Origin of the sequence: Streptomyces sp. STR69, assembly GCF_024519455.1 — a bacterium.
Classification (GTDB): Bacteria; Actinomycetota; Actinomycetes; order Streptomycetales; family Streptomycetaceae; genus Streptomyces.
The window spans coordinates 134,751-153,427 of record NZ_JALJRY010000016.1; the positions used below are offsets into that span (position 1 = coordinate 134,751).

Genomic DNA, 18,677 nt, shown 5'->3' on the forward strand with positions numbered 1-18,677 from the left:
GACGTGCTCCGGCGGTGGTCAGCCGACGACCCACGGTCCGGGCAGGTCCGCGCGGATCGTCTCCAGGTCCGCGGCCGTGCGTCCGCGCGCGTGCACCCAGGAGTGGTCGAACACTCCGTCCCGGCGCAGCAGCCGGCCCGGGGCCGCGTACCAGCGCAGCGGTGAGCATGCGGCACTGGCCCACAGCGGATGGTCCGGCAGATCCACTCGCGTGTAGCGCGCCCGCAGGTCCGGCAGGAGCCCGTCCGGCAACTCGCAGGCGTCGTACAGGCTGCCGGCGCCGAGCAGTGACTCGCTCAGCACCAGTTCCACCCAGGCCACGGACAGCCTGTCCAGGAACGGGACCCAGCCTTCGTACGCCTCCATCACCACGGGGGGATCGTCCTGCTCGATCTCGTTCAGGCGAACGCCCCACGACGCGCAGCCCTGGTTCTCGTGGCGGAAGACCAGGACACCGCCGAAGTCGTCGACGACCCGGAGGGCGGACGGCGGGAGAAGGGGATCCTGCTGCCGCGTGAGGTCGTCACGACGGCCCAGCAGCGCGTACCCCTCCCGCAGTGCGGCGGGGAACCGGAATCCCAACTCGGCCTCGGCCGCATCCAGTTCGGCCGCGGTGCAGCCGTCCTCGGGCTGCAGTGGCAGGCCCGTCCATTCGTCGGCGAAGCGGCGCAGGAAGCCCCAGGCATGGGCCCGACCGGTCACTCCGCCACGCAGCGCGACCGAGACATCGAGCCGTGGTTCGGGCATGGGCGTGGGTTTCGGCATGGTGCAGACGCTAGCCAGTCGAAGAGCGGATGACCGTCTCCATTTGGCTCCACGCGGCTCCACGCGGCTCTACTTCAGCCATGACCACCCATCGTCAACAGCACTCCACCACCTGGGTCCGCTACTTCGCCGACCGTGGTCACGGAGACGCCCGACCGCTCGCCGCCGGTGTCGAAGGTGCCGTGTACCGCCTCGGCGACGGGACGGTCGCCAAGGTGTGGACCGGGCACCGGCCGGCCGCTGTGGACCTCTTACGGCGGGTCTACGACGACATCGCCCGGCACCCGGCGCCGCTGCCCTTCGCCACCCCGGAGATCCTCACCGTCGAGGAGCACGAAGGCGTCCTCGTCACCTATGAACGTGAGTTGGCAGGGGCACCCCTGCGGTCCGACTCGGCGGTCGCGGCGCCGCCCAGGGACCTGCCCGTGCGGGAGACCGACGCCCTGCTGACGGTCCTGCGCGCCCTGGCCGCCGTACCCGGCACCGAGGCCATGCGCCGCCTCACCGTCCAGGGCGACGACCGCCCCCTCTGGGAGGGCCACGCCCGCTTCCCCGACGCGCTCGCCGCCCTCGTCCGGCGTGCCGTCCGCCGCCATGGCGACCTGCTCGCCGCCAGGGTCCCCGACCTCGCGGCTGTCGTGCGGCGGACCGTCGAGTCCCTGGTGGCGCTGCCGGACAGCCCGTTCGTCTCCGTCGTGCACGGCGACCTCGTACCGCCCAACATCCACGTCGACGACACCGGCGCCCCCACGGCCGTACTCGACTTCGGGTTCTTCACGACAGCGGGCGACCCGGCCTTCGAGGCCGCGGTGGCAGCCGCCGTGTGGGACATGTACGGCCCGTACGCGGAGCCGCACACCACCACGCTCACCCACCTGTTCGCCGCGGAACTCCACCACTCCCCGGCCACGCTCGCCCTGTACCAGCGCGCCTACGCCCTGACGACCTACGACCTGTTCTCCTCGGACGGCGGAGACGGTCACTTCCGTTGGTGCGCCGCGCTGTTGGGGCGCGGGCCGCTTACGCCGCCGCGCTGAACACAGGCGCCCCCGGCAGCGGCCGTACCGGAATCGCGACGGTGGCCGGTGTGCTCCGGTCGGCGAAGACGAACAGGCGCAGGACCAGGAAGCGGCCGATGCCGGCGAGGGCCGAGGCGCTGAGGTAGACGATCTGTTCGGTGAGCATGCTGGGGGAGGCCTGGACGGTGTGGAGGACGAGGATCGCGGCGGACGTCGCCGCGTAGGCCGCCGTGGCCGAACCCGCCGACTGCCAGTGCTCGCGCAGACCGGGACGGCGCCCGGTGCCGAAGGTGAACAGGGCGTGCAGTTCGGTGCAGAGGATGGTTGACGCGACCGTGATCAGCGCGTTCGCCGCCGCCCAGGGCATCAGCGCGGCGAGCAGCGGCACCGCCAGGCTGGACAGGACCCCGACTCCGCCCCCGCACACCACGAACCGGACGAAGGAAGCGAACGGACCGGGAGCGGTCGTAGTGGTCCCGGTCGTCCCCTCGGTCCCCGCGTTTCCCTGCTTCTGCGAGAGCGGCGACTTCATGGGATTTCCCTCCGTACGGCGGCCGTTCGACCTGCGCCGGTCCTCCTGACCGGCTGAGATCAACGATGCCGTCGTACGGCTGCGGGCACGATGGAGTGCTCTCCCGAACCGTTGGTGTAGCGGGCTCCACCAACGGGGTCGGGCTTACCCCCCGCCCTACTCCTCCCGGTCCCGCGCGCGGAGTTCCTCGATGTAGTCCTGCGCCAGCGTCGACGTCCGCGTGAACCAGTCGGCCAGTACGGCGATCTCCTCGGGGGAGTAGTCGGCGAACTGGGCGTTGAGGCGGTCGTAGTACGGCCCGTAGAGGGCGACGACCCGGGTCACCGCGGCCGGTACCGAGGCCACGCGGACGCGGCGGCGGTCGGTGGGGTCGGGGACGCGGGTGATGAAACCGGCCCGTTCCAGCCGGTTGAGGATCCCGGTCACCGCACCCGTCGTGACGTGGGCGTGCTCCGCCAGGTCGCCTGCAGTGAGGAGGTTCTCGCCCGCCTTCAGGACGCAGGCGAAGCAGAGGAGATCGGTGACGTTCAGGCCCAGCCGTTCGGCCATTTCCTGCTGGCCGAGCTGGGCGGTGGCGATGAGGGAGTCCATCGCGTCCAGTGCCTGGGCCGGGGTGGCGGCGGGGCGGGGCTTGGCTTGCATGGATATTGCCTTAGGTAGTGAGAGGTTAATACTCTAAACTTCTTAGATGGTGAGAGATCTGAGGGATCTGTCATCTGTCATCTGTGGTCTGTGGTCTGTCGAAGGGGGCTGGCACGTGAGCGCACACCAGTATGACGAGGGGCATACGGTCGCCGGGTGGACCGGATTCGGCATCGCGACCGTCGGAACGGCCGTCGCGGGCGTGGGGGTGTGTACGGTCTCCGCCACGCTGATCGGCGGCGGGCTGGGGATCGTCGTCGTCGGCGTCCTGGTCACCTGGGCGCTCCACCTCAACGGCTGGGGCAAGCCGCCCGGGCGGCGGGACCGGGCGCAGTGGGGGATGCGGGTACGGGACCCGTTGGCGCGGGCCGGGCACGCCGGGTGTGTCGGGTGCCGGCTGGCGGGGCGGGGACAACGGGGGGAGGGACGCACGGAGGAGACCCGGCAGCCCGTTCCGGTCGGAGAAACCGCAGGTTGAGGACGTTGTCAGTGCCGCCCTCTAATCTCGTGAGCGATGGCACAGACATCACGTGCACCACGGACGTGGAAGTGCTCGGGACTCCGATGGACGGTGGGCGGTCCCGAGCTGAAGTGGGACGGCGGGCACGGGAGCCCGCTGCCCCGGGGGAAGCGGGTGGCCTTCGAGGTCGCGGAAGGGGGCGGGCGGACATGCGTGGGAGCACGGGGGCATCCCTGTCCGGTACGGGCGGCCGTGCCGGAGCGGAGCACGGGCGCGCGATGCGAGGAGTGCGCGCGGCTGGACCGGGCGCACTCGGTGGCCGCCGACACGATCGCGGACGACCCGCGCCCGTATCACGTATATCTGGCCTGGTTCGGCCCCGGCCTGCTCAAGGTCGGCATCACCGCCGAAGAGCGCGGCTCCGCGCGACTGCTTGAGCAGGGCGCCGTCTGCTTCAGCTGGCTGGGCCTCGGCCCGCTGATGGCGGCCCGCCGCTCGGAAGAACTCCTGCGCGCCGCACTCCGGGTACCGGACCGGATTCCCTACGGCGAGAAGCGCGCCGTCCGCTCCGCGCTGCCGGGCTCGGCTGCGGAGCGCGCGGCCGAGATCGCCGACCTGCACGCCCGGGCCCTCGCGCTGCGCGAGTGGCCGGAGTCGCTCCACCGCGAGCCGTACCAACCGGTGGACCACGTCGACGCGTTCGGCCTCACGGACCTCCCGGCCGCCGTCGGCGAGGTGAGCGGGCTGGTCACGGGCGGGGTGGTGAGCGGGGAGGTGCTCGCGGCTGCGGGACCGGATCTCCACCTCGCGACCGGGCGGGGCGTGGTCGTGCTGGACACACGGCTGATGACGGGGTGGGAGCTGATCCCGGCCGGGGGCGACACGGTTGAACTCACCGTGCCGGTAAGGGAGTTCAGGAGGGAAGCGCCGGGGGTCCAGGAAGGGTTGTTCTGAGAACGGGGAGGAGTCGGGCAGGAGTCGGGGAGGGTCGTCATGGAGGTCACCGTCCAGTGGGTCCGCACGTCCTGGACGAAGCGGTCACGGGGAGGCGAGGCAGCCGCGCGCAGAAACGCGGCCCCGGTCGGATTCCTGCTGCCGGACGGGGTGGCGTCGCTGGTCCGCACGGTCCACACGGTCCGGATGCGTGAGCAGGACGACTTCACTCCGTGCGACGGCCGGGCGGAGCGGAGGGATGTCGCGGTCGGACTCCGGGAGACCGAGGGGCGGTTGAGAGTGTTCCCGCGCGTGGACCCGATGTTCGGGCTGCCGCCCAGGCCCCGCCGGCCTCCCGCGGTCCGGCTCGCGCCGGGACAGTGGGTCCGGTGGCAGCTCAACTACCGTTTCAGCAGCGCGGCCGGTGTGCGGGACTGGTCGTACTGGCTGGACACGTTCAACGTCGCCTACGGGCCGGTGACCGTCGACGTGTTTCTGGGTACGCCCGCCTTCCATGTGGACGAGCAGGGGCCGGTTCGATAGCGATGGGCAGGAGGGGGGTCCCCTATGAAAATGGACAGTGAAGGGTGTGAAGGCGGTGAAGCCGGCGCGGCGGCTGAGGCGGTCGGGGTGGCTGAGACAGTCGGAGTGGCCGAGGCGGTCGGGATCCGGCAGTTCTGGCGACGGCTCGGGCTCCCCGGTCTCGTCGACGTGCACACCCACTTCATGCCCGAGCGGGTGCTGCGCAAGGTCTGGGGTTACTTCGACGCGCTCGGGCCATCGACCGGCGGAGCCCTCGAATGGCCGATCACCTACCGGAAGGAGGAAGCGGAACGGGTCGCGCTGATCAGGGAGTTCGGAGTACGCGCTTTCACCGCCATGCTCTACCCGCACAAGCCCGGCATGGCCCGGTGGCTCAACGGCTGGGCCGTCGACTTCGCCGCCCGCACTCCCGACTGTCTGCACACCTCGACTCTCTTCCCGGAAGAGGGAGTTGAGGACTATGTCCGGGAGGCGCTCGACTCCGGAGCGCGGGTGTTCAAGGCGCATGTGCAGGTCGGGGCGTACGACCCGGCCGACGAACTCCTCGATCCCGCCTGGGGGTTGCTCGCCGAGTCCGGGACACCGGTCGTGATCCACTGCGGATCGGGGCCCGCCCCCGGCAAGCACACCGGGCCCGAGCCGATCGCCCAGGTGCTGGCGAGGCACCCGCGGCTGCGGCTGGTCGTCGCGCACATGGGCATGCCGGAGTACGAGGACTTCCTCGACCTCGCCGAGCGGTACGGGGAGGTGCGGCTGGACACGACGATGGCGTTCACGGACTTCAGCGAACGCCTCGCCCCCTTCCCGCCCCGTGCGCTCCCCCGGCTGGCCGCCCTGGGAAACCGCGTTCTACTCGGCAGCGACTTCCCGAACATCCCGTATCCGTACCTGCACCAGCTGCACGCCCTGGAGCGACTGGACCTCGGGGACGACTGGCTGCGGGCGGTCTGCCACGACAACGGGGCGGAGCTGTTCGGGCTGGGCGCCGGACTGTGAGGCAGAGAAGGAGGTTGGGGGGGGATACAGGGGAGACCGAGGCGGCACGGGCGGAACGCACAGGTCCGCCGGATCCGTGTGCGGCACGGGATAAGTCCCGGGCAAGAGATTCCAAGGCGTTCCCTGAGAGGCCCCTGTGTGTTTCTCAGGAAAATCACAGACTCTAGAAAGCGTGCTCTAAGAGGACCACGACAACGTGTCCACCATGACCACGACCTCGCCCCAGGGGCGCACCGAACTGCTGAGGCCGGACGGGAGCCCCGTCCGAGTGCTTGTGGTGGACGACGAGCTGTCGATCACCGAGCTGCTGTCCATGGCCCTTCGCTACGAAGGCTGGCAGATCCGCAGCGCGGGTGACGGAACCGGCGCGATCCAGACCGCGCGCGAGTTCCGGCCCGACGCCGTCGTCCTCGACATGATGCTGCCCGACATGGACGGCCTGACCGTCCTGGGTCGGCTGCGCCGTGAGCTGCCGGACGTTCCGGTGCTGTTCCTCACCGCGAAGGACGCGGTCGAGGACCGGATCGCGGGTCTCACCGCCGGCGGCGACGACTACGTCACCAAGCCCTTCAGCCTCGAAGAGGTCGTGGCCCGGCTGCGCGGGCTGATCCGCCGCTCCGGTGCGGCGGACCGCCGCTCCGACTCCGTGCTGGTCGTGGGTGACCTCACCCTCGACGAGGACAGCCACGAGGTGTCGCGGGCCGGGGAGGGCATCCACCTCACCGCCACCGAGTTTGAGCTGTTGCGCTTCCTGATGCGTAATCCCCGTCGTGTACTCAGCAAGGCACAGATCCTCGACCGTGTGTGGTCGTACGACTTCGGTGGGCAGGCCAATGTGGTCGAGCTCTACATCTCGTACCTCCGCCGGAAGATCGACGCGGGACGTGAGCCGATGATCCACACTCGACGCGGTGCCGGTTACCTGATCAAGCCCGCGGCCTCATGAGCGGGCGACGACGGCCGCGTGCGCAGAAGAAGCGAGCGGGTAAGCCGCGCACCCTGCGGACCCGGCTCGTCGTCGCGTCCGTGACGCTGATCGCGGTGGTGTGTGCGGTGATCGGTACGGTGACGACGATCGCCTTGCAGGATCACCTGTACCAGCAGCTCGACGGCAAGGTGACCGATGCCGCCAGGCGTGCGGTCGGCAATCGCCTGGACGGCAAGCAGCCGGGCGGGAACCTGGTTCCGGGTGGCAAAACGGGCAACGCACCGGCGAAGGACGCCACGCCGGCGAGCGCCAAGGCCGCCCAGTTCGCCAAGCAGCCCCCGACGCAGCCCAAGACCATCGCCGCGTATGTGCAGAAGGGCAAGATCGTCAGTGCCGCCATCGCCGAGCAGCAGAGCGACAGCAACGGCGTCTTCAACGGCATGGCCGCAGGCAGTCTCACCACGGCGCAGAAGGCGGCCATCGCCTCCGTGGCGAAGGACGGCAAGAACCACTCGGTGGACGTGCCGGGTCTCGGTGAGTACCGGGTCCAGTACGCCACGAACGACAGCGGCGACTCGTACTACATCGCCCTGCCGACCTCCGAGGTCACCAACACCGTCAACACCCTGATCCTCGTCGAGCTCAGCGTCACCGCCGCGGGCCTCGTGGCCGCGGGCATCGCCGGCTACATCCTGGTCGGCATCGCCACCCGCCCCCTCCGCCGCGTCGCCGCCACCGCCACCCGGGTCTCCGAACTCCCGCTCCACACAGGCGAGGTGACCCTGAACGAGCGGGTCCCCGAGTCCGAGACCGACCCGCACACCGAGGTCGGCCAGGTGGGCGCCGCGCTGAACCGGATGCTCGACCATGTGCACGGCGCCCTGCACGCGAGACAGCAGAGCGAGATGCGGGTACGGCAGTTCGTCGCGGACGCGAGTCATGAGCTGCGGACGCCCCTCGCCTCCATCCGGGGATATGCCGAACTCACCCGTCGCGGGCGCGAACAGACCGGGCCCGACACCAAGCACGCCCTCGGGAGAATCGAGTCCGAGGCGGGCCGTATGACCCTCCTCGTCGAGGATCTCCTCCTGCTCGCCCGGCTCGACGCGGGCAGACCGCTCCAGTTCGACCAGACCGACCTGATCCCGCTCGTCGTGGACACCATCAGCGACTCGCGCGCGGCCGGCATGGGGCACAACTGGCGGCTCGACCTGCCCGACGAACCGGCCCTCGTGTCCGCGGACGCGGCCCGCATCCAACAGGTGCTGGTCAATCTGCTGGGCAACGCGAGAAAGCACACTCCACCGGGTACGACGATCACCGCACGTGTGCAGCGGCGCGGACCGTGGATGTGCGTGGACGTCGAGGACAACGGTCAGGGCATCCCGCCGGATTTGCTGCCGCACGTCTTCGAACGGTTCGCGCGCGGTGACTCGGCGCGTTCCCGCTCCACCGGGTCGACCGGTCTGGGCCTCGCCATCGTGCAGGCGGTCGCGACCGCGCACGGCGGCGCGGTCACCGTGGACAGCGTTCCCGGACGCACTGTGTTCACCGTGCATCTGCCCGCGCTTGCACCGGCTGTGCCCACGCCCGCCCCCGAAACGAATTGGCAATCGCACTCACAGGCACAGCACAGTGCCACCACATGGGTGCAACAGGGCGCTTGAGGAGAGTCGGTTCATGCGAACCGACTCTTCTCCCGGCACCCTGCCGGCGCGGGAGCACCTCCCGGCCGGAGACGCCGGTACGCCTGTCCTGGACGTAGTGATCCCCGTCTACAACGAGGAGAAGGACCTCCAGCCATGTGTGCTCAGACTGCACGAGCACCTCAAGCGCACGTTCCCGTACGCGTTCCGCATCACCATCGCGGACAACGCGTCGATCGACACCACTCCTCAGGTGGCTGCGCGGCTGGAGTCGGAAATCCCGGAGGTCAAGTCCTTCCGGCTGGAGCAGAAGGGGCGCGGTCGAGCACTGCGCACCGTCTGGTCCGCCTCGGACGCCCCGATCCTCGCCTACATGGACGTGGACCTCTCCACCGACCTCAACGCGCTGCTCCCCCTGGTGGCGCCGCTGATCTCGGGTCACTCCGACCTGGCGATCGGTTCCCGGCTGGCCCGCTCGTCGCGTGTCGTGCGTGGCGCCAAGCGCGAGTTCATCAGCCGGACCTACAACCTGATCCTGCGCGGCTCGCTGCAGGCCCGTTTCTCGGACGCCCAGTGCGGGTTCAAGGCGATCCGGCGTGATGTGGCCCAGGCCCTGCTGCCGCTCGTCGAGGACACCGGCTGGTTCTTCGACACCGAGATGCTGGTGCTGGCCGAGCGGGCCGGACTGCGCATCCACGAGGTGCCGGTCGACTGGGTCGACGACCCGAACTCGACCGTCCACATCGTGAAGACGGCGACCGAGGACCTGAAGGGAGTGTGGCGCGTGGGCAAGGCCCTGGCCTCCGGTTCGCTGCCGCTCGACCGTGTCACGCGCCCCTTCGGCGACGACCCCCGCGACCGTGACATCAAGGACGTGCCCAAGGGCCTGGCCCGCCAGCTCGTCGGATTCTGTGTCGTGGGCGGTCTCTCCACCCTCTTCTACCTGGTGCTCTACAGCGCCTTCCGGCAGTTCTCCGGCTCGCAGATCGCCAACGCGCTCGCGCTGCTGGTCTCGGCGGTCGCCAACACGGCCGCCAACCGCCGCCTCACCTTCGGGGTCCGCGGCAAGGGCGGAGCCGTCCGTCACCAGGCACAGGGCCTGGTCGTCTTCGCCATCGGCCTCGCGCTGACCAGTGGCTCCCTGGCCGCCCTGAACGCGGCCAGCAGCAACCCGGCGCACTCCACCGAACTCGCGGTCCTGGTGGCCGCCAACCTCGCGGCGACCGTCCTGCGCTTCCTGCTCTTCCGCGCCTGGGTCTTCCCGGACCGCGGCGACAGCACCGACGAGTCGACGCTCGCAGCCCTCAACTCCCCTTCGTCGCCCACCTATTCGACGGCGGCGACGACACCCCAGCACACGCAGCACCACGGTTCCTACGGCCCGCTGCCCCACCGGCAGCCGCAGCCCCAGCAGGGAGCGCCGTACGACACCACCACCCAGTTCCGCGCCGGTGAAGCCGCGGACGGCACCTGGAGGGACGCGACGATGCAGTTGCAGCCGGTGCGTCCCCACGACACCGACCCGAGGGACCCCCGATGACCACCGAAACCGATCAGACGACCTATCCGGGAGGAGGCGGCCCCTCGTCCTGGGGGGCGCCGACCGGTGACGCCGGTGCCAGAGACACGGCCGTGCACGAACCGGTGGCGCCCTCGGACACCCTGACCCCCCAGGCCGGTGAGCCCAAGCAGCCGCTCGGCCGCCGCCTGTGGCGTGGCCGTCCCGAGGACCCGCGCTGGGTGCGCCCCGCCTTCTGGAGCATGCTCCTGGCGACCGGCCTGCTCTACCTCTACAACCTGAGCGCGTCCGGCTACTCCAACTCCTTCTACTCGGCGGCGGTCCAGGCCGGCAGCAAGAGCTGGAAGGCGATGCTGTTCGGCTCGCTGGACGCGGGCAACGCGATCACCGTCGACAAGCCCTCGGCGTTCCTGTGGCCGATGGAGATCTCGGTCCGCATCTTCGGCCTCAACTCGTGGGCGATCCTGGTCCCCGAGGTCCTCATGGGCGTCGGCACGGTCGCGGTCGTCTACGCGGCGGTCCGCCGTCGCCACAGCCCCGAGGCCGGTCTGATCGCGGGCGCCGTGCTGGCGCTCACCCCGGTCGCCGCGCTGATGTTCCGCTTCAACAACCCCGACGCGGCACTGGCGTTGCTGATGTCGGTGGCCTGCTACCTCGTCGTCCGGGCCCTGGAGGACGGCCGTACGAAGTGGCTGGTGTGGGCCGGTGTCGCGATCGGCTTCGCGTTCCTGTCGAAGACCCTGCAGGCCTTCCTGATCCTGCCGCCGCTGGCCATCGTCTACGCGGTGTGCGCGCCGGTGAGCGTGAAGAAGAGGTTCGCCCAACTGGGCCTGGCCACCGGCGCGTTGGTCGTCGCGGCCGGCTGGTGGGTCGCGCTCGTCGAGCTGTGGCCGGCGTCCTCGCGCCCCTACATCGGCGGCTCGCAGAACAACAGCTTCCTTGAACTGACCTTCGGCTACAACGGGTTCGGCCGCCTCAGCGGCGACGAGACCGGCAGCGTCGGAGGCGGCGGTGGTGGCACCGGCACGGGCATGTGGGGTGCCACCGGCTGGAACCGCATGTTCAACTCCGAGATCGGCAGCCAGATCTCCTGGCTGCTGCCCACCGCGCTGATCCTCCTCGTCGCGGGCCTCGTGGCCACGCGCAAGCTCAACCGCACGTCGGTCAGGCGCAGTTCGATGCTCGTGTGGGGCGGCTCGCTGGTGACGACCCTGGTCGTCTTCAGCTACATGGCCGGCATCTTCCACCAGTACTACACGATCGCCCTCGCCCCCTACATCGCGGCCGTGATCGGCATCGGCGCGGGTTCCCTCTGGGAGCGACGCGGTGAGATCTGGGCATCGATCACCCTCGCGGCGGCGGTGGTTGCCGCGGGCGTGTGGGGCTACGTCCTCCTCAACCGCACCTCCGACTACCTGCCCTGGCTGAAGTGGCTGGTCCTCCTCGGCTCCCTGGCGGGCGCGCTCGGCCTGATCTTCGTGGCGAAGATCGGCCGCCAACTCGCCCTCGCGGCAGTCGGCTTGAGCATCGTGGCGGGCCTGGCGGGCCCGGCGGCGTACACCATGTCGACGGTCAACTCGGCCCACACCGGTTCGATTCCGACGGCGGGTCCGGCGGGCGCCAGCATGATGGGCGGCGGCGGTCCGGGCGGCGGCGGTCGCGGCGGCTTCGGCGGCGGCAACCGCACCGGCGGCACGGGCACGATGCCCGGTCAGCAGGGCGGCGGCACCACCCAGAACCAGGGCGGCGGCTTCCCCGGCGGCGGCACGGGCACGATGCCCGGCGGCGGTACCGGCACCGCGCCCGGCGGCGGCACCCAGAACCAGGGTGGCGGCTTCGGCGGCCAGACCGGCGACGGCGGCGGCATGGGCGGCGGCGGTGGCGTCGGCGGCCTGCTCAACGGCGCGACGGTCACCTCAGCGGCCAAGAAGCTGCTGCAGACGGACGCGAGCAAGTACACCTGGGTCGCCGCGTCCATCGGCTCCCAGAACGCCGCGAGCTACCAACTCGCCACCGGCGACCCGGTGATGGCGATCGGCGGCTTCAACGGCACCGACCCGTCGCCGACGTTGGCCCAGTTCCAGAAGTACGTGGCGGACGGAAAGATCCACTACTTCATCTCGGGCGGCACCGGCATGGGCGGCAGCAGCACCGGCAGCTCCTCGCAGATCACCTCGTGGGTCGAGAAGAACTACAAGAAGGTGACGGTCGGTTCGGCCACCTTCTACGACCTGACGCAGAAGACGAGCAGCTGACGGTTCTCCACTGAGCAGGGGCGGTGACCACACGGTCACCGCCCCTCTTCGTGTCCGCCGTAACTCTGTTGTACGCCGTATAGGAACTGTTCTACGGTGTACAACATGCCGACCTCCCATCCGAAGCGCTGGATCGTCCTCGGGGTCATCTGCCTCGCCCAGCTCACCGTGCTGCTCGACAACACCGTCCTGAACGTCGCGATCCCCTCGCTCACCCGCGAACTGGACGCGAGCACCGCCGACATCCAGTGGATGATCAACGCGTACTCGCTGGTGCAGTCCGGACTCCTGCTCACCGCGGGCAGCGCGGCCGACCGCTACGGCCGCAAGAAGATGCTGATCACGGGACTCGTGCTGTTCGGCACGGGCTCGCTGATCGTCGGACTGGCCGACTCCACAGGGCAGTTGATCGCTGCGCGCGCCGGTATGGGAGTGGGCGGGGCGCTGCTCATCACCACCACCCTCGCCGTCGTGATGCAGATCTTCACTCCCGAGGAACAGCCGAAGGCGATCGGCATCTGGGCCGCCGTCAACGCCCTCGGCTTCGCGACCGGCCCGCTCCTCGGCGGCTTCATGCTCAACCACTTCTGGTGGGGCGCGATCTTCCTGATCAACCTCCCGGTGGCGGCACTCGCCCTGGTCGCGGCGGTGGTACTGGTCCCCGAGTCCAAGAACCCGCGCGGCGACCGCCCCGACCTCCTGGGCGCCCTGCTCTCCACCGTCGGCATGGCCGCGCTGGTCTACGCGATCATCTCCGGCCCCGCGCACGGCTGGACGTCCGGCCGGGTGCTGCTCACCGGCGCGGTGGCGATCACGGTGCTGGCCGCCTTCGCGTACTGGGAGAGCCGTGTCCCGTACCCCATGCTCGACCTCGACTTCTTCCGCGACCGCCGGTTCACGGGCGCGGTCACCGGGGTCGTCCTGATCACCTTCGGCATGGCCGGCTCCCTCTTCCTCCTCACCCAGCACCTCCAATTCGTCCTCGGCTACGGCCCGTTGGAGGCCGGTGTGCGGACGGCACCGCTCGCCCTGGCGATCGTGGCGCTCAACTTCTCGGGGCTGGCGGCGAAGTGGACGGCGCGGCTCGGAGCCCCGGTCGCGATCGGGCTGGGCATGGTGCTGATGTCGGCGGGGCTGGTGTCGATCGCGTCGCTCGCGTCCGGTGGGTATGCGGGGACTCTGGTGGGGTTGTTGCTGATCGGGGCGGGGGCGGCGCTGGCGAACCCGGCGATGGCTCACGCGATCATGAGTGCCATTCCGCCGGAGAAGGCGGGGGTCGGTGCGGGCGTCAATGGAACGCTGGGGGAGTTCGGGAACGGGCTGGGAGTCGCGGTGTTGGGGGCGGTGCTGAGCTCTCGCTTCGCGGCGGTGTCCCTGCCGGTGGCGTTGGCGGGGGCTTCTTCCGCCGAGGAGAGGAGGACGGTGACCGATTCCTTCTCCGCCGGGCTGGAGGTCAGTCAGCTTGTGGGCGCGGTTGCTGTCTTGACCGGGGGGTTGCTTGCGGCGGCGTTGTTGTGGCGGGCGGAGCGGGCAGACTCGGAGATGGTGGTCGCCCAGTAGCTCGGGTGGCGGGGTGCGTCGGCGGCTGCGGGTGCGTTGTGGCTGGTCGCGCCCACGCGGCGGAGCCGCAAATGTCACAGCCCCGCGCCCCTAATTAACCTGGGCCGGGATCTAGAAGTGAGGTAGGTGCGTCATGGCCAAGACAAGCCCGTCGTCCGGGCGTTCCGCGCGCACCAGTGTCTGGCTGGAGAGCCGGACGCGCGGGAGTGGACGTGGGGGCGGACAGCCCTCCGGGCTTGATCGTGATCGCATCACCGACGCCACCGTACGACTACTGGACGCCGAGGGACTCGCGAAGTTCTCCATGCGGCGGCTCGCCACCGAGCTGAACGTGACCGCGATGTCCGTCTACTGGTACGTCGACACGAAGGACGACCTTCTCGAACTCGCCCTGGACGCCGTCTTCGGTGAGTTGCCGTTGCCCGATCCGGAGGCCGACGGTGCGGACTGGCGGGACCAGCTCCGCATGCTGGCAACGGCGTACCGGGCCTTGCTGGTACGGCACCCGTGGCTGTCGCCGCTCGCCGGGACGTATCTCAACATCGGGCCGAACAACCTGTCCTTCTCCCGAGTTGTGCAGCGCGTGATCCGGCGCACGGGGCTGCCGGACCACGGGCTGACGGGGGCCATCTCGGCCGTCTTCCAGTTCGTCTACGGCTACGGCACGATCGAGGGCCACTTCTTCGCCCGGGTCGCCGACGCCGGCATGACCCCCGACGACTACTTCCGCCATGCCATGACAACCTTCGACGGCGCCCCCACCACCTCCGAGGTCGTCGAGGAGTCCAAGCAGCTCATGGCGGCCCGGGGCGGCGACACGGTCGCGGAGATGATGGAACGGGACTTCACCTTCGCCCTGGACCTGCTGGTGGCGGGCATCGAGGCGATGGTGAAGCGGGGTTGAGCATGGGCGCTACTCGTCGTCCGCCAGCCGCGCGGAAAAACCGCCGGTGGCAACCGGCCCCCACCGCTCCGGTGTGATCCGGATGATTGACTTGCCCTGCTTGATCATCGCCGCCCGGTACTCGTCCCAGTCCGGGTGCTCCCCGGCGATGTTGCGGTAGTACTCGACGAGCGGTTCCACGGACTCCGGCGGGTCGATGACCTCGGCCGTGCCGTCGATCTGGACCCACGGGTCGTTCCACTCGTCGCTCACGACGACGATGCTGACCCGCGGGTCCCGCTTGGCGTTGCGGGTCTTGGCCCGCTCGGGGTAGGTGGAGACCACGATCCGCCCGGAGTCGTCGACCCCACAGGTCAGCGGCGAGGCCTGCGGGCTGCCGTCGGCCCGCCGGGTGAGCAGCAGGGCCCGGTGGCGGGGTCGTACGAAGTCGAGCAACTCGTCCAGGGAGACGGTGGTGTTGGTCGCGATGTTCGGTGCCATACCGCCACCCTAGGCGCACGGCACCTCGTTACGCCTGAGGCAGCGACTCCCCCTGCACCGCCTGGATGTCCAGCTCGACCTTGAGGGTCGTGCCGATCGCGGCGATGCCCGCCTGGACGACCTGGTTGTAGTTCATCGCGAAGTCCTCGCGGTGCAGTTCGGTGGTCGCGCGGAACGCGGCCCGGGTGCCGCCCCAGGGGTCGGCGCCGGTGCCGAGGTAGGCGAGGTCGAGGGCGACGGGTCGTACGACACCGTGGAGGGTCAGTTCGCCGGAGACCGTCCAGCGGTCGGAACCGGCGGGGGCCAATGCCGTGGAGCGGTAGGTGATCTCCGGGTAGCGGGTGACGTCCAGGAAGTCCGGGGAGCGCAGGTGGTCGTCGCGCATGCCGTTGCCCGTGTCGATGGACGCGGCTCGGATGACCGCGTCCACACGGGACTTGGCGATGTCGTCGGGTGCGATCTCGACCGTCGCCGTGAAGTCGGTGAAACGCCCGCGCACGCTGGAGATGCCCAGGTGCTGGGCGACCGCGCCGACCGTGGAGTGCGCGGGGTCCACGGTCCAGGGGCCGGGCGGCGGGAGTTCGGTGCCACCCTGCCGGGCCAGGGTGACCGTGCCGACCTCGGCCCGGCCTCCCCCAGAGGGGGGACCCCCAGCGGTGACGATCGCGGTGGCGGCGGCGGGCGCGTATCCGACGGCGGTCACGATCACCGTGTACGGGCCTGGGGCCAGCGGGTTCACGTCCCGCACCGCCCCCTCCGCGTCCGCCTCGGCCCGCAGTACCTGTGCCCCGGTCGCGTCGGTCACCGTGACGACCGCGTGCGACACGGCCCATCCGTCGCGGGTACGGATCTTCGCGGTCAGTCCCATGTCCCTCTAACTCCTTGCCGTGCAAATGAGAACCGGCCTGCCCAACACGTCTCCGCTCGGGACGCGTTGCGCAGGCCTGAGTGTGAACTACTCGCCGGGGTGGGCGAGTTCGATGTCGTGGCCGTCGGCTCCGCGGCCGTTCAGAGTGAGGGCGGTGGCGACCGGCGGGTAGCCCGTCGCGATCACCGTGTACTCGCCGCCGCTCAGGTCGGTGAAGGCGTACGCTCCGTCCGTCCCGGTCGTGGCGGTGCCGACCACGTTGCCCGCCGCGTCCACGAGGGTCACGCGGGCGTCGGCCAGGGGGCCGTGCGGGGCGCGGACCACGCCCAGGACCTGAGCACCGGAGTCGAGGTCGATCTCGACCCGGGTGACCCCGGTGCCGCCGACCTCGACGGGCAGCGCGCGCGGCCGGTACCCGTCGGCGTTCACCGCGACGGTCACCGCCCCCGGCACCAGCTCGGCGAACGCGAACTCGCCCTGCTCACCGGTGGTTCCGCTGGACAGCAGGTCCCCGCGCACGTCCGTCACGATGACCATCGCGTCCTTGACCGGCAGACCCGAATCGGCCGCCCGGACAAGGCCGTTGAGGCCGCTGGTGCCGCTGAGGAGGACGTCGTAGGAGACCGGGTCGCTGCCGTTCACGACGACCGTCGACGCCTGCGGCTGGAAGCCGTCGGCGGAGGCGATCAGGACGTACGAGCCGACGCTCGGCGCGTCCAGCGCGTAGGAGCCGTCCGCCTGGGTGACCGAGCGGCCCAACTGGCGTCCCCCGAGGGAGATCAGGGTGACGGCGGCCTGCGGGACGGGCGCGCTCTCGGCGCCGCGGACGTAGCCGCTGACGGGAATCCCACCCGGGACGGGTGTGGAGTCGGATGCGGTCACGGGTGCGGTCTCCTTCCCCACCACCGTTGCCACGGCGGCGAGTTGCTGCTCGGTACCTTCGGCCGCCCAGCTGGGGACCTTCTCCTCGGCCGGCGCGGGAATCTCGGCCGCGTCCAGCACGCCCACCGCTTCCTCCGCGGCCTGGGCCAGTCCGCCGGACGTCCGCAGCGGGACCTCCTTGATGAACATCACGACGATGAAGGAGACCAGCGCGAAGGGGGCGGCGTAGAGGAACACGTCGGCGATGCCGTGGCCGTAGGCGCTCTCCAGCCAGGTGCGGACCGTGCTCGGGAGGGCGTCCATGTCGGGGAGCGCGCTGCTGCCGACGGCCTTCGCGGCGGCGGCCTGCGACTGCGGGTCGAGCGAGGTGACGGTGTCCCTGGCGTAGTGCGTGATCCGGCCGGACATGACCGAGCCGAGCACGCCGACGCCGACCGCGCCGCCGAGCGAGCGGAAGAAGCTCACCGTGGAGGAGGCCGCGCCGAGGTCCTTCGGGGTGACCTGGTTCTGCGTGGAGAGGACCAGGTTCTGCATCATCGTGCCGACGCCGATGCCCAACAGGGCCATGTAGATGGACAGTTCCCAGTACGGGGTGTCGTAGCGCATCAGACCGAGCAGACCCAGACCGGCGGTGAGGAAGAGGCCGCCGGCGACCAGCCAGCCCTTCCAGCGGCCCGTCCTGGTGATGAAGCGGCCGGAGACCATCGACGCGACGAACAGGCCGCCGATCATCGGGATGGTCATGACGCCGGACATCGTCGGGGACTTGTCGCGGGCCAGCTGGAAGTACTGGGAGAAGAAGACCGTGCCCGAGTACATGCCGACGCCGACGAACAGGGACGCCAGCGAGGCCAGCGACACCGTGCGGTTGCGGAACAGGCGCAGCGGGATGATCGGCTCGCTCGCCCGGGTCTCGGTGAACACGAACAGCAGCGCCAGCACGAAGGTGCCGCCCACCATCGTGTACGTCTGCCACGACAGCCAGTCGTACTTGTCGTCGGCGAAGGTCACCCAGACCAGCAGCAGCGAGGCGGCGGCGGTGATGAAGAAGGCGCCGGTCCAGTCGACCTTGACCTTCCGCTTGGCGACCGGGAGGTTCAGCGTCTTCTGCAGGACGATCAGCGCGATCAGCGCGAAGGGGATGCCGACGAACAGGCAGTAGCGCCAGCCGAGCCACGAGGTGTCGGTGATCACGCCGCCGAGCAGCGGGCCGCCGACGGTCGCCACGGCGAAGGTGGCGCCGGTGTAGCCGGAGTACCGGCCGCGTTCGCGCGGGGCGATCATCGCGGCCATCACGACCTGGACGAGGGCGGAGAGACCGCCGGCGCCGAGGCCCTGGATCACGCGGGCGCCGATCAGCATCGCCGGGTTCTGCGCGAGGCCGGCGACGACCGAGCCGATGATGTAGATGACCAGGGATATCTGGACCAGGGCCTTCTTGCTGACCAGGTCGGCCATCTTGCCCCACAGCGGCACCGAGGCCGTCATGGAGAGCAGGGCCGCGGTGACGACCCAGGTGTAGGCCTCCTGGCCGCCGCCGAGGCTGCCGATGATGGTCGGCAGGGCGTTGGTGACGATCGTCGAGGAGATGATCGCGGCGAACAGACCGAGCAGCAGCCCGGAGAGCGCCTCCATGATCTGCCGGTGTGTCATCGGAGCGCCGTCGGGGGCCGCGGGGGATCCCCCTCCGTGCTTGGCGTGAGCCCGCACACCGGCTGGTGTGGTCGTTGCCATGGGCTTCCTTT

General features: G+C 70.2%; 17 protein-coding genes. 11 read left to right on the forward strand and 6 right to left on the reverse strand.

The genetic code is table 11. The features are described from left to right. Positions 1-18: 18 nt before the first annotated feature. A complete protein-coding gene (locus OC490_RS28540; protein ID WP_262060877.1) occupies positions 19-765 on the reverse strand; it encodes an SMI1/KNR4 family protein in 747 nt (248 codons plus the stop codon). Between the two features lie 80 nt (positions 766-845). Here OC490_RS28540 and OC490_RS28545 point away from each other — a divergent pair, with 80 nt between their 5' ends. Next, on the forward strand, positions 846-1,802 hold the full coding sequence (locus tag OC490_RS28545; protein ID WP_262060878.1) for a phosphotransferase family protein: 957 nt from the start codon (positions 846-848) through the stop codon (positions 1,800-1,802). On the opposite strand, the gene OC490_RS28550 is transcribed toward OC490_RS28545, so the two are convergent. Continuing rightward, positions 1,786-2,316, reverse strand: a complete 531-nt coding sequence (locus OC490_RS28550; protein WP_262060879.1) for a hypothetical protein — start codon at positions 2,314-2,316, stop codon at positions 1,786-1,788. The two genes, OC490_RS28545 and OC490_RS28550, sit on opposite strands and share 17 nt — an antisense overlap. A 156-nt stretch (positions 2,317-2,472) precedes the next feature. Beyond that, positions 2,473-2,958, reverse strand: coding sequence for a MarR family winged helix-turn-helix transcriptional regulator (locus OC490_RS28555; protein WP_262060880.1), 486 nt, complete (start codon positions 2,956-2,958; stop codon positions 2,473-2,475). A 115-nt stretch (positions 2,959-3,073) separates the two neighbouring features. Between OC490_RS28555 and OC490_RS28560 the strand changes: the two genes are divergently transcribed. The 10 genes from OC490_RS28560 to OC490_RS28605 all read left to right on the forward strand — a co-directional run bounded on the left by OC490_RS28560 (position 3,074) and on the right by OC490_RS28605 (position 14,702). Then, positions 3,074-3,436 (forward strand): HGxxPAAW family protein, encoded by a 363-nt coding sequence (locus OC490_RS28560; protein ID WP_262060881.1) that lies wholly within the window; start codon positions 3,074-3,076, stop codon positions 3,434-3,436. A 36-nt stretch (positions 3,437-3,472) separates the two neighbouring features. Beyond that, positions 3,473-4,372, forward strand: coding sequence for a DUF2797 domain-containing protein (locus OC490_RS28565; protein WP_262060882.1), 900 nt, complete (start codon positions 3,473-3,475; stop codon positions 4,370-4,372). Between the two features lie 39 nt (positions 4,373-4,411). Continuing rightward, positions 4,412-4,894, forward strand: coding sequence for a hypothetical protein (locus OC490_RS28570; RefSeq protein ID WP_262060883.1), 483 nt, complete (start codon positions 4,412-4,414; stop codon positions 4,892-4,894). 30 nt (positions 4,895-4,924) lie between these two features. After that, positions 4,925-5,890, forward strand: a complete 966-nt coding sequence (locus tag OC490_RS28575; RefSeq protein WP_410099078.1) for an amidohydrolase family protein — start codon at positions 4,925-4,927, stop codon at positions 5,888-5,890. 205 nt (positions 5,891-6,095) lie between these two features. Beyond that, positions 6,096-6,836: a response regulator transcription factor gene (locus OC490_RS28580; RefSeq protein ID WP_026179246.1), complete on the forward strand. Its 741-nt coding sequence runs from the start codon at positions 6,096-6,098 to the stop codon at positions 6,834-6,836. Continuing rightward, on the forward strand, positions 6,833-8,485 hold the full coding sequence (locus OC490_RS28585) for a sensor histidine kinase (protein ID WP_262060884.1): 1,653 nt from the start codon (positions 6,833-6,835) through the stop codon (positions 8,483-8,485). Before OC490_RS28580 ends, OC490_RS28585 begins: the two co-directional genes overlap by 4 nt. A 13-nt stretch (positions 8,486-8,498) precedes the next feature. After that, positions 8,499-10,004, forward strand: a complete 1,506-nt coding sequence (locus tag OC490_RS28590) for a bifunctional glycosyltransferase family 2/GtrA family protein (RefSeq protein ID WP_262060885.1) — start codon at positions 8,499-8,501, stop codon at positions 10,002-10,004. Further along, entirely contained in the window at positions 10,001-12,238 is a 2,238-nt protein-coding gene (locus tag OC490_RS28595) for an ArnT family glycosyltransferase (RefSeq protein ID WP_262060886.1), read from the forward strand. The genes OC490_RS28590 and OC490_RS28595 overlap by 4 nt, the downstream gene beginning before the upstream one ends. Before the next feature lie 105 nt (positions 12,239-12,343). Beyond that, entirely contained in the window at positions 12,344-13,798 is a 1,455-nt protein-coding gene (locus tag OC490_RS28600) for an MFS transporter (protein WP_262060887.1), read from the forward strand. A 133-nt stretch (positions 13,799-13,931) separates the two neighbouring features. Further along, a complete protein-coding gene (locus OC490_RS28605) occupies positions 13,932-14,702 on the forward strand; it encodes a TetR/AcrR family transcriptional regulator (RefSeq protein ID WP_262060888.1) in 771 nt (256 codons plus the stop codon). Between the two features lie 9 nt (positions 14,703-14,711). Here OC490_RS28605 and OC490_RS28610 read toward each other — a convergent pair whose 3' ends face one another. From OC490_RS28610 to OC490_RS28620, 3 genes are all read right to left on the reverse strand, one after another. Beyond that, entirely contained in the window at positions 14,712-15,182 is a 471-nt protein-coding gene (locus tag OC490_RS28610; protein WP_262060889.1) for a PPOX class F420-dependent oxidoreductase, read from the reverse strand. Between the two features lie 28 nt (positions 15,183-15,210). Further along, a complete protein-coding gene (locus OC490_RS28615) occupies positions 15,211-16,050 on the reverse strand; it encodes a YceI family protein (RefSeq protein WP_262060890.1) in 840 nt (279 codons plus the stop codon). An 87-nt stretch (positions 16,051-16,137) separates the two neighbouring features. Beyond that, positions 16,138-18,666, reverse strand: a complete 2,529-nt coding sequence (locus tag OC490_RS28620) for an MFS transporter (RefSeq protein WP_262060891.1) — start codon at positions 18,664-18,666, stop codon at positions 16,138-16,140. Between the last annotated feature and the right edge of the window lie 11 nt (positions 18,667-18,677).

What these genes read in the sequence shown, in the direction of transcription:
- OC490_RS28565 (WP_262060882.1), top strand. Translation starts at nt 3,473, where the DNA reads ATGGCACAGACATCACGTGCACCACGGACGTGGAAGTGCTCGGGACTC.
- OC490_RS28540 (WP_262060877.1), bottom strand. Translation starts at nt 765, where the DNA reads ATGCCGAAACCCACGCCCATGCCCGAACCACGGCTCGATGTCTCGGTC.
- OC490_RS28570 (WP_262060883.1), top strand. Translation starts at nt 4,412, where the DNA reads ATGGAGGTCACCGTCCAGTGGGTCCGCACGTCCTGGACGAAGCGGTCA.
- OC490_RS28575 (WP_410099078.1), top strand. Translation starts at nt 4,925, where the DNA reads ATGGACAGTGAAGGGTGTGAAGGCGGTGAAGCCGGCGCGGCGGCTGAG.
- OC490_RS28610 (WP_262060889.1), bottom strand. Translation starts at nt 15,182, where the DNA reads ATGGCACCGAACATCGCGACCAACACCACCGTCTCCCTGGACGAGTTG.
- OC490_RS28590 (WP_262060885.1), top strand. Translation starts at nt 8,499, where the DNA reads ATGCGAACCGACTCTTCTCCCGGCACCCTGCCGGCGCGGGAGCACCTC.
- OC490_RS28580 (WP_026179246.1), top strand. Translation starts at nt 6,096, where the DNA reads ATGACCACGACCTCGCCCCAGGGGCGCACCGAACTGCTGAGGCCGGAC.
- OC490_RS28620 (WP_262060891.1), bottom strand. Translation starts at nt 18,666, where the DNA reads ATGGCAACGACCACACCAGCCGGTGTGCGGGCTCACGCCAAGCACGGA.
- OC490_RS28585 (WP_262060884.1), top strand. Translation starts at nt 6,833, where the DNA reads ATGAGCGGGCGACGACGGCCGCGTGCGCAGAAGAAGCGAGCGGGTAAG.
- OC490_RS28615 (WP_262060890.1), bottom strand. Translation starts at nt 16,050, where the DNA reads ATGGGACTGACCGCGAAGATCCGTACCCGCGACGGATGGGCCGTGTCG.
- OC490_RS28605 (WP_262060888.1), top strand. Translation starts at nt 13,932, where the DNA reads ATGGCCAAGACAAGCCCGTCGTCCGGGCGTTCCGCGCGCACCAGTGTC.
- OC490_RS28545 (WP_262060878.1), top strand. Translation starts at nt 846, where the DNA reads ATGACCACCCATCGTCAACAGCACTCCACCACCTGGGTCCGCTACTTC.
- OC490_RS28555 (WP_262060880.1), bottom strand. Translation starts at nt 2,958, where the DNA reads ATGCAAGCCAAGCCCCGCCCCGCCGCCACCCCGGCCCAGGCACTGGAC.
- OC490_RS28550 (WP_262060879.1), bottom strand. Translation starts at nt 2,316, where the DNA reads ATGAAGTCGCCGCTCTCGCAGAAGCAGGGAAACGCGGGGACCGAGGGG.
- OC490_RS28595 (WP_262060886.1), top strand. Translation starts at nt 10,001, where the DNA reads ATGACCACCGAAACCGATCAGACGACCTATCCGGGAGGAGGCGGCCCC.
- OC490_RS28600 (WP_262060887.1), top strand. Translation starts at nt 12,344, where the DNA reads ATGCCGACCTCCCATCCGAAGCGCTGGATCGTCCTCGGGGTCATCTGC.